The 16,510-nt window shown below is 72.3% G+C and carries 12 protein-coding genes; 9 read left to right on the forward strand and 3 right to left on the reverse strand.

Annotation, left to right across the window (positions count from 1 at the left end; translation table 11 throughout):
- The first annotated feature begins 96 nt into the window (after window positions 1-96).
- Genes J2X26_RS03120 through uca form a run of 3 tightly spaced genes read left to right on the forward strand, consistent with a single transcriptional unit; the run spans window position 97 to window position 5,131 of the window.
- Window positions 97-942 (forward strand): urea amidolyase associated protein UAAP1, encoded by an 846-nt coding sequence (locus J2X26_RS03120; protein WP_307489742.1) that lies wholly within the window; start codon window positions 97-99, stop codon window positions 940-942.
- A complete protein-coding gene (locus J2X26_RS03125) occupies window positions 939-1,547 on the forward strand; it encodes an urea amidolyase associated protein UAAP2 (RefSeq protein WP_307489743.1) in 609 nt (202 codons plus the stop codon). Before J2X26_RS03120 ends, J2X26_RS03125 begins: the two co-directional genes overlap by 4 nt.
- On the forward strand, window positions 1,544-5,131 hold the full coding sequence (uca, locus tag J2X26_RS03130; protein WP_307489745.1) for an urea carboxylase: 3,588 nt from the start codon (window positions 1,544-1,546) through the stop codon (window positions 5,129-5,131). Before J2X26_RS03125 ends, uca begins: the two co-directional genes overlap by 4 nt.
- Window positions 5,132-5,135: 4 nt before the next feature.
- Here uca and J2X26_RS03135 read toward each other — a convergent pair whose 3' ends face one another.
- Complete coding sequence (locus tag J2X26_RS03135) at window positions 5,136-6,131, reverse strand: sugar-binding transcriptional regulator (protein ID WP_055918257.1); 996 nt, start codon at window positions 6,129-6,131, stop codon at window positions 5,136-5,138.
- A 145-nt stretch (window positions 6,132-6,276) separates the two neighbouring features.
- Between J2X26_RS03135 and J2X26_RS03140 the strand changes: the two genes are divergently transcribed.
- The 3 genes from J2X26_RS03140 to glpK all read left to right on the forward strand — a co-directional run bounded on the left by J2X26_RS03140 (window position 6,277) and on the right by glpK (window position 10,504).
- Window positions 6,277-8,088 (forward strand): glycerol-3-phosphate dehydrogenase/oxidase, encoded by a 1,812-nt coding sequence (locus J2X26_RS03140; RefSeq protein ID WP_307489747.1) that lies wholly within the window; start codon window positions 6,277-6,279, stop codon window positions 8,086-8,088.
- 101 nt (window positions 8,089-8,189) lie between these two features.
- Entirely contained in the window at window positions 8,190-8,888 is a 699-nt protein-coding gene (locus J2X26_RS03145; protein WP_439897819.1) for an MIP/aquaporin family protein, read from the forward strand.
- Between the two features lie 92 nt (window positions 8,889-8,980).
- Window positions 8,981-10,504 carry a glycerol kinase GlpK gene (glpK, locus tag J2X26_RS03150; protein WP_307489750.1) on the forward strand — a complete coding sequence of 508 codons (1,524 nt, stop codon included), beginning with the start codon at window positions 8,981-8,983 and terminating at the stop codon, window positions 10,502-10,504.
- A 57-nt stretch (window positions 10,505-10,561) separates the two neighbouring features.
- Here the strand turns inward: glpK and J2X26_RS03155 are convergent, their stop codons facing one another.
- Window positions 10,562-12,853 carry an MMPL family transporter gene (locus tag J2X26_RS03155; protein ID WP_307489751.1) on the reverse strand — a complete coding sequence of 764 codons (2,292 nt, stop codon included), beginning with the start codon at window positions 12,851-12,853 and terminating at the stop codon, window positions 10,562-10,564.
- 71 nt (window positions 12,854-12,924) lie between these two features.
- On the opposite strand from J2X26_RS03155, the gene J2X26_RS03160 reads away from it, so the two are divergent.
- Complete coding sequence (locus J2X26_RS03160) at window positions 12,925-13,515, forward strand: TetR/AcrR family transcriptional regulator (protein WP_307489752.1); 591 nt, start codon at window positions 12,925-12,927, stop codon at window positions 13,513-13,515.
- 9 nt (window positions 13,516-13,524) lie between these two features.
- On the opposite strand, the gene J2X26_RS03165 is transcribed toward J2X26_RS03160, so the two are convergent.
- Complete coding sequence (locus tag J2X26_RS03165; protein WP_307489753.1) at window positions 13,525-14,280, reverse strand: SDR family oxidoreductase; 756 nt, start codon at window positions 14,278-14,280, stop codon at window positions 13,525-13,527.
- A 126-nt stretch (window positions 14,281-14,406) separates the two neighbouring features.
- On the opposite strand from J2X26_RS03165, the gene J2X26_RS03170 reads away from it, so the two are divergent.
- Both J2X26_RS03170 and J2X26_RS21705 read left to right on the forward strand, forming a co-directional pair.
- Window positions 14,407-15,198 (forward strand): exodeoxyribonuclease III, encoded by a 792-nt coding sequence (locus J2X26_RS03170; RefSeq protein WP_307489755.1) that lies wholly within the window; start codon window positions 14,407-14,409, stop codon window positions 15,196-15,198.
- 52 nt (window positions 15,199-15,250) lie between these two features.
- A complete protein-coding gene (locus tag J2X26_RS21705) occupies window positions 15,251-16,492 on the forward strand; it encodes a DUF4190 domain-containing protein (protein ID WP_439897810.1) in 1,242 nt (413 codons plus the stop codon).
- Window positions 16,493-16,510: the final 18 nt, after the last annotated feature.

A 16,510-nucleotide genomic window follows, 5' to 3' on the forward strand; every position in this document is an offset into this window, starting at 1 on the left:
AGCGGGCGGCGTAACAGGAGGTTTACCTGGCGGTGATCGCGGCGGAACGTCGGGGCGTGAGCCTGTTTCTGTCAGTCGACAGAAATCGAGGACGCGATGACCGCCACCACCACCGGGACCACCGCCGGCGCCCGTGAGCACGCCCGGGCGCAGGAGGCCGACGCCGTCGGCACGGTCGCCACGATGCCGACCCGACCCGCCCGCGCGTTCCCCACGCCGCCGAGCGAGGTCGACCCGGCCTCGCTCGTGCACGCGGAGGTCGTCGCCGGCGGCGGCTACACGCACCTCGCCGTCGCGCGCGGCACGCACGTCCGGCTGACCGACCTCCAGGGCGACGCCTGCGCGCACGTCCTCGCGTACCGGCTGGACCGCCCGTGGGAGCGGCTGAACGTCGCGGACACCGTCAAGGTCCAGTGGCAGGTCTACCTGACGGCGGGCCACCTGCTGCTCAGCGACCAGGGGCGGGTACTCGCGAGCATCGTCGGCGACACGTCGGGGCGGCAGGACGCGCTGTACGGGACGACGACGCGGGCACGCAACGACGAGCGGTACGGCGACGGCAGCGCGCAGGGTCCGACGCCCGCCGGGCGCGAGCTGTTCGCCCTGGCGGCGGCCAAGCACGACCTCGGTCGACGCGACCTGCCGCCGAGCATCTCGTTCTTCCAGGGCGTCCGGATCGACGCCGACGGCCGCCCGGTGTTCGAGGGGTCCGCCGGCCCCGGCACGGCGGTCACGCTGCGCGCCGAGGTGCCGCTCCTGCTGCTCGTCGCCAACACCGCGCACCCGCTCGACCCGCGCGAGTTCGTGAGCACGCCGCTCGAGGTGCTGGCCTGGACGGGCTCGCCGACGACGGACACCGACCCGCTCTGGGACGCCACACCGGAGGGCCGCCGCGCCTTCGTCAACACCCAGGCCGACCTGACCGCACGGGGGATCGCATGACCGGCACGCTGCTCGACGACGTCGTCCCCGCCCGCGCGCCCTGGTCGGCCGTGGTGCACGCGGGCGACGTCCTCACGATCGTCGACCTCGGCGGCAACCAGGCCGTCGACTTCCTGGTGTTCGACGCGGTCGACACCACCCTGCGCTACAGCGCACCCGACACGATCCAGGGCCAGGACTCGGTGTTCCTGACCACCGGCTCGGTCCTGCGCGACTGCGAGTACGGACCGCTCATGACGGTGGTCGCCGACGAGGTCGGCCGGCACGACACCCTGGGCGGCGCGTGCTCGAAGGAGTCGAACACGCTCCGCTACGGCCACCACACCTGGGCGCAGCACGCGTGCGCCGAGAACTTCCTCGCCGAGGGCGGCCGGTACGGCCTGGGCAAGCGCGACCTGGTCTCCAACATCAACTGGTACATGAACGTGCCCGTCGACCCGGACGGCGCCCTCGGCATCGTCGATGGCATCTCCGCACCGGGCCTGTCGGTCTCCCTGCGCGCCGAGCGCGACGTCCTCGTCGTGGTCAGCAACTGCCCGCAGATCAACAACCCGTGCAACGGCTTCGACCCGACGCCGGTGCGCATGGTGGTGACCTCTTCATGAGCGGCGGATTCGACACCCTCCTCGTCGCCAACCGCGGCGAGATCGCCGTGCGCATCCTGCGCACCGCGAAGTCGCTCGGTCTGTGCACGGTCGCGGTCTACTCGGACGCCGACGCGGGCGCGGCCCACGTGCACCTCGCCGACACCGCGGTCCGCCTCGGCCCCGCCCCGGCGGCGCAGTCGTACCTGCGCAGCGACCTGATCCTGGAGGCCGCGCTCGCCCAGGGCGCGGGCGCGATCCACCCGGGCTACGGGTTCCTCTCCGAGAACGCGGGGTTCGCGCGCGCGGCCGAGGCGGCAGGGATCGCGTTCGTCGGGCCGACGCCGGCGCAGCTGGAGCTGTTCGGCTCGAAGCACACGGCTCGCGACGCGGCCCGTGCCGTGGACATGCCGATGCTCGCGGGCACCGGCCTGCTGGAGACGCTCGACGAGGCGGTCGCGGCTGCCGAGTCGATCGGCTACCCGGTCATGCTCAAGGCGACGGCGGGCGGCGGCGGCATCGGCATGCGCGCGTGCACCGGACCCGACGAGCTCGTCGCCGCCTGGGAGGCCGTGCGCCGGACCGCGGGCGCCGCGTTCGGCTCCGCCGGTGTCTACCTCGAGCGGCTCATCACGGCCGCGCGGCACGTCGAGGTGCAGGTCTTCGGCGACGGGCTGGGCCGCGTGGTCACGCTCGGCGACCGCGACTGCTCCCTGCAGCGCCGGCACCAGAAGGTGGTGGAGGAGGCCCCGGCACCCCGGCTTCCCGACGAGGTCCGCGCGCTGATCGCATCGTCGGCCCGCACGCTCGCCGAGTCGGTGGACTACCGGTCCGCGGGCACGGTCGAGTTCGTCTACGACGCCGTGCGCGAGGAGGCCGCGTTCCTCGAGGTCAACACGCGGCTGCAGGTCGAGCACCCGGTCACCGAGGCCGTGTTCGGGGTCGACCTGGTCGCGTGGATGCTGCGGCTGGCGCAGGGCGACACGTCCGTCGTCGACACGCCCCTGGAGCCTCGGGGAGCCGCCGTCGAGGCCCGTGTGTACGCCGAGAACCCCGACCGGGACCACCTCCCGAGCGCCGGCACGATCACCGCGTTCGAGGTCCCTTCACAAGCACGCGTCGACACCTGGATCGAGCCGGGCAGCGAGGTGTCCACCCACTACGACCCCCTGCTGGCCAAGGTCATCACCGCCGGCTCCGACCGCGAGACCGCGTGGGCGGCGCTCGGTGAAGCCCTCGCCGCCACCCGCCTGACCGGCATCGCGACGAACGTCGGGCTGCTCCGCACTATCGTGCACGCCCCCGAGGTCGCCGCCGCGCTGCACCACACCGGCACGCTCGCGCACCTCCACGACGAGACGCCGCGCATCGAGGTGCTGCGCCCGGGCATGCTCACGACGGTCCAGGACTGGCCCGGTCGCACGGGCCTGTGGCACGTCGGCATCCCGCCGTCGGGGCCGATGGACGACCTCTCGTTCCGGCTGGGCAACACCGCGCTGGGCAACGTCGAGGGCGCTCCCGGCCTGGAGTGCACGATGGCCGGCCCGGAGCTCCGGTTCGTCACCGGCGCGACGGTCATGGTGACCGGTGCACCGGCGGCGGTCACGCTCGACGACGTGCCCGTCCCGCAGTGGGAGCCGGTCGAGATCCCGGCGGGGGGCGTCCTGGCGATCGGCTCGCCGGCAACCGGCATGCGCACGTACCTGCTGGTGAAGGGCGGTCTGGACGTCCCGGAGGTCCTCGGCTCGGCGGCGACGTTCGACCTCGGTCGCATCGGCGGCACCACGGGCGTCCCCCTGCGCCCGGGCGACCAGCTGGGGATCGGCGCCGGGTCGGGGACCGCACGGCCAGTCCCGGAGGCGGACCGCCCTCACATCACCAGCGCCTGGCAGATCGGCGCTCTCGAAGGCCCCCACGCCGCCCCGGAGTTCTTCACGCCGGGCGACGTCGCCGAGTTCTACTCCACCACCTGGGCGGTCCACTTCAACTCCGCGCGCACCGGCGTCCGGCTCGTCGGCCCCAAGCCCACCTGGGCGCGTCCCGACGGCGGCGAGGCGGGCCTGCACCCGTCGAACATCCACGACACCCCGTACGCGGTCGGCGCCGTGGACTACACCGGCGACCTGCCGATCCTGCTGGGCCCCGACGGCCCGTCGCTCGGCGGGTTCACGTGCCCGGCGACCGTCGCGCTGGGCCAGCTGTGGAAGCTGGGCCAGCTGCGCCCGGGAGACACCGTGCGGTTCGTGCCGGTCGACGAGGCCGAGGCGGACGCGCTGCGCAGGCGCCCGCAGGCGGTCCCGCGACCGACCCGGACGGCCCACGACGACGGCGGGATCCTCGCGCGCAAGGACAGCGACACGGAAGTCACCTACCGCCGCAGCGGCGACGACAACCTGCTGGTCGAGTACGGGGCCATGACCCTCGACCTGGCCTCCCGGATGCGGGTGCACGCGCTCGCGCAGCAGGTGCAGGACCGCGTCGACCACGACGGGCTGCGCGGGATCGTCGACCTGACACCGGGCATCCGCTCGCTCCAGCTGCACGTCGACCCCGACCGGCTGCCGCTGCGCAAGGCCCTCGACCTGGTCCGGGAGATCGAGGACGCGCTGCCGGCCACCACGGACCTCGTCGTGCCCAGCCGCACCGTCCACCTGCCGCTGAGCTGGGACGACCCGGCGACGCGCGAGGCCATCGAGCGGTACATGGCCGGCGTCCGCGACGACGCCCCCTGGTGCCCGTGGAACATCGAGTTCATCCGCCGGATCAACGGGCTGGGCTCCGTCGACGACGTCTACCGCACGGTGTTCGACGCGTCGTACCTGGTCATGGGCCTGGGCGACGTCTACCTCGGCGCCCCCGTCGCGACCCCGCTCGACCCGCGGCACCGCCTGGTCACCACCAAGTACAACCCGGCCCGCACGTGGACGCCGCAGAACGCGGTCGGCATCGGCGGCGCCTACCTGTGCATCTACGGCATGGAGGGGCCGGGCGGCTACCAGTTCGTCGGACGGACCATCCAGGTCTGGGACACGCATGCCCGCCGCACGCCGTTCGAGCCGGGCACGCCGTGGCTGCTCCGGTTCTTCGACACCATCCGCTGGTACCCGGTGGGCGCGGACGAGCTGCTCGACATGCGTGCGGACATGGCCGCCGGGCGCCTCGACGTGGCGATCGAGCCGGGGTCGTTCTCCATAGCGGAGCACCAGCGGTTCCTGGCGGACAACGACACCGAGATCGCGTCCTTCCGCGCGCAGCAGGCGTCCGCGTTCGGCGCCGAGCGGGACGCGTGGGCGGCTGCGGGCGAGTTCGACCGCGTCATCGAGCCCGACGCACCTGCGCCGGCGGTCGACACCGAGGTCCCCGACGGGTGCGAGGGCGTGGAGGCGCCGTTCGTCGCGACGGTCTTCCGGGTCGACGTCCGCCCCGGCGACGTCGTCGAGCGCGGACAGCAGCTGCTCGCCCTGGAGGCCATGAAGATGGAGGCCCCGGTCACGGCGACGATCGGCGGCACGGTCGTCGACATCGTCGTGACCCCGGGCGACCAAGTGGGTCCCGGCCAGGTCCTCGTCATCGTCGAGCCCGCGGCGGTGACGACGGCGGCGTGAGCTCCTACCCCGGCACCCGCGCGCGGACCCGCCGCGGGTGGGGCGGCTCGGCCGCGTCCAGCAGCCCGGTCGCGGTGATCTCGTCGACCACCAGGTCCGTCACCACCCCGGCGCGCAGGGCGGCGAGCAGCGGCGCGACCTTGTTGTCGCCGGCCACCACGCAGACCCGGCGCGGGACCCGCTGCAGCTCGACCGGGGTCGGACCGGTGGCCCGCTCGTTCAGGTGCACGTCCTGCCACGACCCGTCGGCGCGCAGGAAGACGGTGCAGACGTCACCGACGACGCCCTCGTCGTGCAGGTTCTTCACGTCGGCGTCGTCGAGGTAGCCCGCCGAGTACACGTGCGAGGGCACCGCCCCCGCGACCGCGCCGACGGAGAACACCGCGATGTCCGCGCGCCGCTGCATGTCGAGCACGCGACGGACCGAGCGCTCGCGCCACATGGCGGCCTTGGTGTCGGGGTAGTCGAAGAACGCGGGCACCGAGAAGTGGTGCACCGCCGCGGCGAACGCGGTGCCGAACGTCGAGATCAGGTCGCTGGCGTACTCGATCCCGCTGGTGCGCATGTTCGCGGCGCCGTTCAGCTGGACCACCGCGGAGCCGCGCGTCGGCTTGGGCGCCAGGTACCGGGACACCGACGCGAGCGTGGTCCCCCACGCGACGCCGAGCACCATGTCGGAGTCGAACCACGAGGACAGGAGCCTGGCCGCGGTGATCGACACCTGGTCCAGGCGCTCGATGTGACTGGCGGAGTCGGGCACCGGGACCACGTACGTGTCGATGCCGAACGCCGCGGCGATCGTGCGGCCCAGCCCTGGTGCACGCGTGCTCGCCGGCCGCAGCGTGATCTCGACCAGACCCGACTGCCGGGCGCGCTTGATGAGCCGGGAGACGGTCGAGCGGGAGGTGCCCAGGTGGCGCGCGATGACCTCCATCTTGATGTCCTGGAGGTAGTACATCGAGGCCGCCCGCAGCACGTCCTGCTCTCGTTCGATGTACATCGCGACCCCCTCCCGACCGCAGCCGACCTTGCACGTTTGTGCAGCCCGGTTGCGCGTTCGTTCGCCTGGTGACGACGATAGCGAGCAAGCCCGCACCGGGCGAGCCGGACAACGAGCGACAACGGAACCACCGGGGGTACGACGGATGAGGACGGCGCCGCTGACGGCCCAGGCACGACAGGACGCTCTCGACGCGATGCGTGGGAGTGCTGAACGCGGGAACGAGCTCGACGTCCTCGTCATCGGAGGCGGCGTGACGGGCGCGGGGATCGCGCTCGACGCGGTCAGCCGAGGACTGTCCACCGCGATCGTCGAGGCCCAGGACTGGGCCAGCGGCACGTCGAGCCGGTCCAGCAAGCTGGTGCACGGCGGCCTGCGCTACCTCCAGATGCTCGACTTCCACCTGGTGCGCGAGGCGCTCACGGAGCGGGACCTGCTGATCAACCGCCTGGCGCCGCACCTGGTCAAGCCGGTCAGTTTCCTCTACCCCCTGGAGAACCGGGTCTGGGAGCGGGCCTACGTCGGTGCCGGCGTGGCCCTCTACGACACCTTGGCGTCGGTCACCGGGTCGAAGCGTGCCCTCCCGATCCACCGGCACCTGACCCGCAAGGGCATGGAGCGGCTGTTCCCCGACCTGCGCCACGACGCCGCCATCGGCGCGGTCCGGTACTGGGACGCGAGCGTCGACGACGCCCGCCTCGTCGAGACCCTCGTGCGCACCGCCGTCAGCTACGGCGCGCACGCCGCGTCCCGCACCCAGGTGGCCGACCTGCAGACCACGACCGGCGGCGCGGTCACCGGCGCCGAGGTGGTGGACCTGGAGACCGGCGAGCACATCGACGTCCGGGCACGGGCAGTCATCAACGCGACCGGTGTGTGGACCGAGCAGACCGAGTCGCTGGCCGGAGCCGAGGGCGGGCTGCGCGTGCTGGCCAGCAAGGGCATCCACATCGTCGTGCCGCGCAGCCGCATCGCCGGCGACGTCGGGCTGATCCTGCAGACCGAGAAGTCGGTCCTCTTCATCATCCCGTGGTCGCGGTACTGGGTGATCGGCACCACGGACACGCCGTGGGAGCAGGAGCTGATCCACCCCGTCGCGACGAGCGCGGACATCGACTACGTCATCGACCACGCCAACACCGTCCTGTCCCGGCCGATCACGCGCGAGGACATCATCGGCACCTGGGCGGGTCTGCGTCCGCTGCTCCAGCCGCAGGTCAAGGCCGGCACCAGCTCCGCGAAGGTGTCGCGCGAGCACACGGTCGCCGCCCCCGCGCCGGGCCTGACGGTCATCGCCGGCGGCAAGCTCACCACCTACCGCGTGATGGCCAAGGACGCGGTCGACTTCGCCATCGGCAGCCGCGCCACCAGCCTGCCGTCCATTACGCACGACCTGCCGCTGGTCGGCGCCGAAGGCCTCCAGGTGTTCCAGCGCCAGGCCCGGGCGATCAGCCAGAAGTACGGCTGGACGCGGCCGCGCATGGACCACCTGCTGCACCGGTACGGGTCCCTGCTGGGCGAGCTCATCGACCTCGTCGACGCCGACCCGACCCTGGCCGACCCGCTCACGAACGCGGACGCGTACATCCGGGCGGAGATCGTCTACGCCGCGAGCCACGAGGGCGCGCTGCACCTCGACGACGTCCTCATGCACCGCACCCGGCTCAACTACGAGCAGGCGGACAAGGGCGTCGGCGCCCTCGACGAGATCGGCGACCTGGTCGCGCAGGTGCTCGGCTGGGACGCGCACACGCGCAGCCAGGAGATCGAGGCGTACCGCGCGCGGTGCGAGGCGGAGGACGCCGCCGCGCAGGAGCTGGACGACGCGGAGGCCGTGAAGGTGCGACTGCGCGCCGCCGACGTGTCGCCGATGCTCGACGAGGGGGCAGCCACAGGAGCCGGCACCAAGCCGGGATCACCCGCGGGGAAGGGATCGTCCGGACCCGTCGGGACCTGAAGACTCCCCGCGGCCATCCGCGGGGCGCACGTGACAACGATGTCCGTCAGAAAGGGTCGACAGTGGACTACACAATAGGTGACGCCTTCATCTCGGAGGTGATGGGTACCGGCATGCTGATCCTGCTCGGCGCCGGTGTGGTCGCGAACGTCATCTTGCCGAAGAACAAGGGTTTCGACGGCGGCTGGCTCCTCATCAACTTCGGATGGGGTCTCGCGGTCTTCTCGGGTGTGTACGTCGCGTTCAAGTCGGGGGCGCACCTGAACCCCGCGGTGACCATGGGCATCTGGACGAGTGGGGCGGAGGAGTTCGCACCCGGCATCCCCGTGACGGCGGCGAACGGCTTCCTCTATGTCACAGCCCAGATGGCCGGTGCCGCGATAGGTGCCGCACTCGCCTTCCTCGCCTACAAGAAGCACTTCGACGAGGATGCCGACCCGGGCACCAAGCTCGCCGTCTTCTCCACCGGTCCCGCCATCCGTTCCTACGGGTGGAACTTCTTCACCGAGGCCATCGCCACGTTCGTCCTCGTCTTCGTCATCCTCGCGTTCGCGAAGACGCCCGCCGCCCTCGGGGCGATCCCCGTCGCCCTCCTCGTGGTCGGCATCGGCGCCAGCCTCGGTGGCCCCACCGGCTATGCCATCAACCCCGCGCGTGACCTCGGTCCGCGCATCGCGCACGCCCTCCTGCCCATCCGGGGCAAGGGCGCGAGCGACTGGGGGTACTCCTGGGTGCCGGTCCTCGGCCCCCTCGTCGGCGGCGCGATCGCCGGCCTCGTGGCGTCCGTCTACATCGGCTGACGCCACAGCACAGTCGTCCCCCGTCCGGGCGGCGCTCCACACCCCCCGCGAGCGCCGTCCGGGCCACCCGAACCACCGGAGGAATCTTCACCATGCCCGACACCAAGTACGTCCTTGCCATCGACCAGGGCACCACGAGCTCCCGAGCGATCGTCTTCGACCACTCCGGCCAGATCGTCGAGTCCGGGCAGATCGAGCACGAGCAGATCTTCCCGCGCGCCGGGTGGGTCGAGCACAACGCGGAGGAGATCTGGAAGAACGTCCGTGAGGTGGTCGGTCTCGCACTGACGCGGGCCAACCTCACCTACAAGGACCTCGCCGCGGTCGGCATCACCAACCAGCGCGAGACAGCGGTCGTCTGGGACCGGACCACCGGCAAGCCGGTCTACAACGCGATCGTCTGGCAGGACACGCGCACCCAGAAGATCGCCGACGAGCTGGGGGCGCTCGGCGGTGGCGCGGACCGGTACAAGGCGAAGGTCGGCCTGCCGCTGGCCACGTACTTCTCCGGCCCGAAGGTCAAGTGGATCCTCGACAACGTCGAGGGTGCGCGGGCCAAGGCCGAGGCCGGTGACCTGGCGTTCGGCAACACCGACTCGTGGGTGCTGTGGAACATGACCGGTGGGGTCGACGGTGGCGTGCACGTCACCGACCCGACCAACGCGTCGCGCACGATGCTGATGGACCTCGACACCCTCTCGTGGGACGCGGACATCGCGAACGACATGGGGATCCCGCTGTCGATGCTGCCGGAGATCAAGTCCTCGTCCGAGGTGTACGGCAAGGGTCGCGAGGGCGGCATGGTCCCGGGTGTCCCGATCGCCGGCATCCTCGGCGACCAGCAGGCGGCCACGTTCGGGCAGGCGTGCTTCGAGGTCGGGATGGCCAAGAACACGTACGGCACCGGCAACTTCATGCTCATCAACACGGGCACGTCGCCGGTCCCGTCGAAGAACGGCCTGCTCACCACGGTCTGCTACAAGATCGGCGACCAGCCGACCGTGTACGCGCTCGAGGGGTCGATCGCGGTGAGCGGCTCGCTCGTCCAGTGGCTGCGCGACAACCTCGGGATCATCTCGTCGGCACCCGAGATCGAGGAGCTGGCCAAGACCGTCGAGGACAACGGCGGCGCGTACTTCGTGCCGGCGTTCTCGGGCCTGTTCGCGCCGTACTGGCGGTCCGACGCGCGCGGCGCACTCGTCGGCCTGACGCGGTACGTCAACAAGGGGCACATCGCCCGGGCCGCGCTCGAGGCGACGGCGTTCCAGACCCGCGAGGTGCTGGACGCCATGAACGCCGACTCGGGTGTCGACCTGACCGAGCTCAAGGTGGACGGCGGCATGGTCCAGGACGAGCTGCTGATGCAGTTCCAGGCGGACATCCTCGGCGTCCCGGTGGTCCGGCCGAAGGTCGCCGAGACGACCGCGCTCGGAGCGGCCTACGCGGCCGGCATCGCCGTCGGGTTCTGGAACGGTGAGCAGGACGTCATCGACAACTGGGCCGAGGACAAGCGCTGGGAGCCGGCGATGGCCGACGACGAGCGTGACCGGCAGTACCGGAACTGGAAGAAGGCCGTCACCAAGACCTTCGACTGGGTCGACGACGACGTGCACTGAGCACTGGGGTGACGGGCGAGGGCCGGGGTGCGACGAGGCACCCCGGCCCTCGTCACGTCATTCGGCGGCGTGCACCCCGTGCGCGGCGTGGGTGCCCGTGTGCGCGCCCTCCGGGACCTCGTCGACGGGAGCGGCGGCCGTGTGGGAGCCGGTCTTGTCGAGCGCGGCACCCTCGATGTCGACGTTCGGGATGATCCGGTCCAGCCAGCGAGGCAGCCACCAGGCCGACTTGCCCAGCAGCGTCATGGCGGCAGGGATCATCGTCATGCGGACGACGAGGGCGTCGAACAGGATGCCGATGGCCAGCGCGAACGCGATCGGGCCGATCTGCGCCGAGCCGCTGAACACGAAGCTCGAGAACACCGAGATCATGATCAGCGCCGCCGCCAGGACCACGCGGGCACCGTGGGCGAACCCGAGGCGGACGGCCGGTGTCGGCTCGGCGCCGTGCACGTGCTCCTCGCGCATCCGGGACACGAGGAACACCTGGTAGTCCATCGCCAGACCGAACAGCACGCCCACCAGCAGGATCGGCAGGAAGCTGAGCAGCGGACCGGTCGAGTCGACGTTGAAGACGGGCGCCAACCAGCCCCACTGGAACACCGCGGTCGTGGCGCCGAACGCCGCCGCGATGGTCAGGAGGAAGCCGAGCACCGCGGTGACCGGCACCAGCAGCGAGCGGAACGCGACCAGCAGCAGGACGATCGCGAGCCCGACGACGATGAGCAGGAACAGCGGGAACGCGTCGGCGAGCTTCTCGGTGATGTCGATGTTCGCGGCGGCGGCGCCTGTGACCCACAGCTGCGTGCCGGTGCTCTCCTCGAGGTCCGGGCGGGCGTCGCGGATGGCGTTCACCAGGTCGGCGGTCTCCTCCGAGTCCGGCGCACCGGTCGGGATGACCACGATGAGCGCACCCTCGGCACCCTCGGAGGCGCCCGGGGCCGCGATCGGGGCCGCGTAGGCGACGTCCGGGAGGGCGGAGACCGTCTCCGTGACGGACTGGACCGCGGCCGGCAGGGCGCTCGGGTCCTCGGCCGCGTCGACGAGCACGACGAGCGGGCCGTTGAAGCCGGGGCCGAAGCCGTCGGCGAGCATCTCGTACGCGACGCGGTCGCCCGACCCCTCGGGCTCGCGGCCGGCGTTCGGCAGGCCGAGCCGCAGGCTGAGCGCGGGGATCGCGATCGTGAGAAGCACGAGCGCGGAGACGACGAGCGTGATGATCGGGTGCGTCGTGACGAGCGCGCCCCAGCGGTTGCGGGCCTCGCGGGAGTGCTCCGCCTGCTTCAGCGCCCGGCCGCGCGGGCGCAGCCGCTCGCCGGCGAAGCCCATCATCGCGGGCAGCAGCGTGACGGCGACGAGCACCGCGATGACGACCGTGGCGGCGGCGGCGAGGCCCATGGCCGCGAGGAACGGGATACCGGTGACCGTGAGGGCGGCGAGGGCGATGACGACGGTGGTCCCGGCGAACACGACCGCGCTGCCGGCGGTGCCGACCGCGTGGCCGGCGGAGGCCTCCGGGGCCATCCCGTCTGCCAGCTGCTGCCGGTGCCGGGACAGCAGGAACAGGGCGTAGTCGATGCCGACCGCGAGGCCGAGCATGAGTGCGAGCGTCAGCGTCGAGGAGGAGATGTTCGCGATCCCCGACAGGGACAGCACGCCCGCGACCCCGATGCCGACGCCGAGCAGCGCGGTGAGGATCGGCATGCCCGCCGCGAGGAGCGACCCGAAGGTCACGACGAGCACGATCAGCGCGACGACCAGCCCGATCGCCTCCATCGGCCCCGCGAGCTCGAGCGGGTGGGTGAACGGACCGCCGGCCAGCGCGACCTCGTACCCGTCGGCCTCGAGGCTCGCCGCGGCGTCCTCGATGGCGGCCGTGGTGGCGTCGGGGATGTCGTCGACCCCTACGCCGAACGACACGTCCACGTACATGACGCTGCCGTCCGGGGCGACCGCCTGGGCGGTGACGGGGTCGGAGACCGCGACGACGTCCTGTGCGCTCGCCACGGGCGCGAGCGCGGTCAGGACGTCCGGGATCCCGGTCCCGGTGAGGAACGACTCGCCCTCGGGCACCCCGACGACGACGCGCGCGCTCGAGGTGTCGCCGCCCTGCTGGGCCGACATGCTGCTGTCCGAGCCGACGTCGGCGGCCTGGTCACCCAGCCGCTCCGCGACGAGCTCCTGCGCCCGCTGGGACTCGGTGCCCGGGATGGAGAACGAGTCCGAGATGTTCAGCCCCGACGCGACGGCGCCGAACGCGGCGGCGGCGAGCACCAGCAGCCACGCGACGAGCACGATCCAGCGGTGGCGGAAGCTTCCCCGGCCCAGACGGTCCAGCACGCGTGCCATGTTCACTCCTTGGTCGACGGTGCAGGATACCCGACAGGTGTCGGTTACTTGTCGGTGGCATCATGGGTCGGGTGACGATCCAGGACGAAGGCGCCCGGGTGGATCCGCGAGTGCTGCGCACGCGTCGGCTCCTCCAGGATGCCCTGCTCTCGCTCGCACGGGAGCGCAGCCTCGACGAGATCTCCGTCGCCGACGTCGCCGACCGGGCCACCGTGAACCGCAGCACCTTCTACCAGCACTACCCCGACACCGACACGCTGCTGGCCGACGCCCTCGACGCGCAGGCCGCCCTCGTCGGTGCCGACCTCACCCAGATCCACCCCGGCGTCGGCACGAGGACACCCCCCGACGTGCTCGTCCGGTACGCCACCCACGTCGCCGAGAACGTCAACCTCTACCGCAGCGCGCTGGGCGAGCACGGCTCCCCCGTCGCCGTCACCCGCCTGCGCCGACGCATCGCGGCGCTCGCGACCGAGGGCCTCGAGCTCCACGGCACTCCCCCCGCGCTCGCGCACCTGCCGCTCCCGATCGCCGCAGCCGCGCTGGCGGGATCGGTCATCGGCGTGCTCGTCGCATGGCTGGAGCGCGACCCGCTGCCCCCCGCGCAGGACGTGGCGTCCTGGGCGTGGTCGGCCGTCAGCGGCTGGCCCGCCGAGGCCTGACCCGCCCCGTCAGCTGAAGTACGCGCCGCCGTTGACGTCGAGGACCGTGCCCGTGACGAACGCGGCGCCGTCCGACGCCAGGAAGAGGACCGCCTCGGCGACATCGTCGGGCGCTCCGGCCCTGCGCAGCGGGGACGCGACGACCGCGGCGCGCTGCGCAGGCTCCGGCGTGTGCGTCGCGTGCAGCGGGGTGCCGGTGACGAACCCCGGCGCGACGGCGTTCACGGTGATCCGCCGTGGCCCCAGCTCCAGCGCGAGCGCCCGGGTGAAGCCCTCGATCCCCGCCTTGGCCGTCGCGTAGGCGACCATCCCCGTGCCACCGCCGCTGCGCGCCGCCTGGGCGCTGATGGTGATGATCCGGCCGCCGTCGGGCATGACCGCGAGCGCGGCCCGGCTGGCGTAGAACGCCGAGGAGAGGTTCAGGTCGAGCACCCCGTGCCAGTGGGCATCGTCCATCCCTGGCACCCTGCGCCGGTCGACCGGGCCACCGACGTTGTTGACGAGGATGTCGATCCCGCCGCCGAGCGCCGACGCAGCGTCGCTGACCGCCGCGTCGACCTCCCAGCTGCGCCGGAGGTCCACCTGGAAGGAGGCCGCGACCTGGCCCGTCTCCTTGATCTCGGCGACGACGGCCGTGGCGTCGTGCGACAGGTGCGTGACGGCGACGTCGGCGCCGTCCCGGGCGAGCGCGAGCGCGACGGCGCGACCGATCCCCGAGGCGCCGCCGGTGACGAGCGCGCGCCGTCCGGTGAGCGCGTGCTCCACCTCGGTGCCCTTCTGTTGGACTGTCGTCCTGCACCGTACGGGAGCGATACCTCCCGCTCAAGACCGACTTGTCCTGCATTGACCGGTTGGCGTTCGGGTCGGTGGCTCCGGGTAGCGTCCTGCCCCATGCGCCTGGCCACCTGGAACATCAACTCGATCCGTGCACGAGCAGACCGCGCCGTCGCCTTCCTGGAGCGGACCGGCGTCGACGTCCTCGCCCTGCAGGAGACCAAGTGCAAGGACGAGCAGTTCCCGCGGGAGGGCTTCGAGGCGCTCGGCTACGAGGTGGCGACGACCGGGTTCAGCCAGTGGAACGGTGTCGCGATCATCTCGAAGGTCGGCATCGAGGACGTCGAGGTCGGGTTCCCCGGCATGCCCACGTGGGGTGACCCGGCGGCCGCGGAGGCCCGGGCGCTCGGCGCGACGTGCGGCGGCGTGCGGGTATGGAGCCTCTACGTGCCGAACGGCCGCGAGCTCGAGGACCCCCACTACGCGTACAAGCTCGACTGGCTGGGCCGGCTGCGCGACGCTGCGAAGGGCTGGCTCGACGACGACGCCGACGCGCAGGTGGCCCTCGTCGGCGACTGGAACATCGCCCCGCTGGACACCGACGTCTGGGACATCGGGTTCTTCGCCGGACGCACGCACGTGAGCCCGGCCGAGCGCGAGGCGTTCACCGCGATCGCCGGCGCCGGGTACACCGAGGTCTCCCGCGTCCATCTCCCCGCCGAGCACACCTACACCTACTGGGACTACCAGCAGCTGCGGTTCCCCCGGAACGAGGGCATGCGCATCGACCTCACCTACGCGACGCCCGCACTGGCCGCGCGCGTGACCGGAGCGACCATCGAGCGCAACGAGCGCAAGGGCAAGGCGCCGTCCGACCACGTGCCGGTCGTGCTCGAGATCGCCGGGTGATGTCAGGGGAAAGCGCCGTCGTCGCGGGCGCGCAGTGGGCTACCGTGCGCGCATGAGCAACGAGCCCGGGGGGCCGGCTCCGGTTCCCGACCCCTACGCCGTCCCCGACCCGGCCCCGACGGCCCCGATCGAGCCCAGCGGGCACGAGGCCGTGGCGCCGATCGGGTACGAGCCGGTCACGACGCCGGTCGGCGAGGGGCCGGCGACGACGCCGGTCGGCACGGGCCCGGTCACGACGCCGGTCGGCACGGGCCCGGTCACGCCCCCGTACGGCGTGCCGCAGACGGCGCCCGCGGGGTTCGCACCGCCGGCGACGCCCTACGGTCAGCAGCCGGGGTACCCGGGGTTCGTCGCTCCGCAGCCGCAGTACGGCGCACCCCAGTACGGGGCGCCGCAGCCCCAGTACGGCGCACCCCAGTACGGGGCGCCGCAGCCCCAGTACGGAGCCCCCCAATACGGTGCACCGCAGTACGGAGCCCCCGGGTACGAGCAGACGCCGCCGCCCTACGGGGCGCAGCCGTACGGGTACGGCCAGCCGTACGGGGCGCCGCAGCCCACCGACGGCATGGCGATCGCGTCCTTCGTCACCAGCACGGCCGGCCTCCTGTTCTTCGGCGGCCTGCCGGGCCCGGTCGGACTCGGGCTCGGCATCGCCGCGCTGCGTCGCATCAAGGTCTCCGGCAAGGGGGGCCGCGGGTGGGCCATCGCGGGCATCGTCATCGGCGCGGTCGGCATCCTGTCGATGCTCGCGATCGCGGCGTACATCGTCTTCGTCATCTGGTTCATCGGCACCGCGGGGAGCGGCTCGGGCATCTGGGGCGAGTTCGAGCAGGGCTTCGAGGAGGGCCTCGAGGACGGCTCGGACGACGGCGCGACCGGCGGGGACGTTGCCGAGCAGCTGCCCGACTTCGCGCTCCGCACCGACCTCACCGAGGGGACCTGCCTGACCACCTACGCGTGGGAGTACGACATGGCGGACACCGACCCCGTCGACTGCACCGTCCCGCACGAGGCCGAGGTCGTCGCCCTCGTCCCGATGTCGGGTCCCGTCAGCCTCGACAGCGACGACGAGTTCGACATGGCGTTCAACGACGCCTGGAACACGTGCGACGCCGTCACCGAGTCCCTCGTGCCCGGCTACTTCGACAACGGCAACGTCGAGCTGTACTACCCGCACCCCGACGACTTCGCCGGCGGGGTCACGTCCGCCTACTGCGTCTACTACGGCGACGAGCCCGGCATGACCGGGTCGGCCGTCGCCGGCACCCTCCAGCTCGCGGGCACCGGGGCCTAGTCCTGAGCGACCCCCGCG

It is taken from the genome of Cellulomonas humilata, from assembly GCF_030814415.1.
Classification (GTDB): domain Bacteria; phylum Actinomycetota; class Actinomycetes; order Actinomycetales; family Cellulomonadaceae; genus Cellulomonas; species Cellulomonas humilata_A.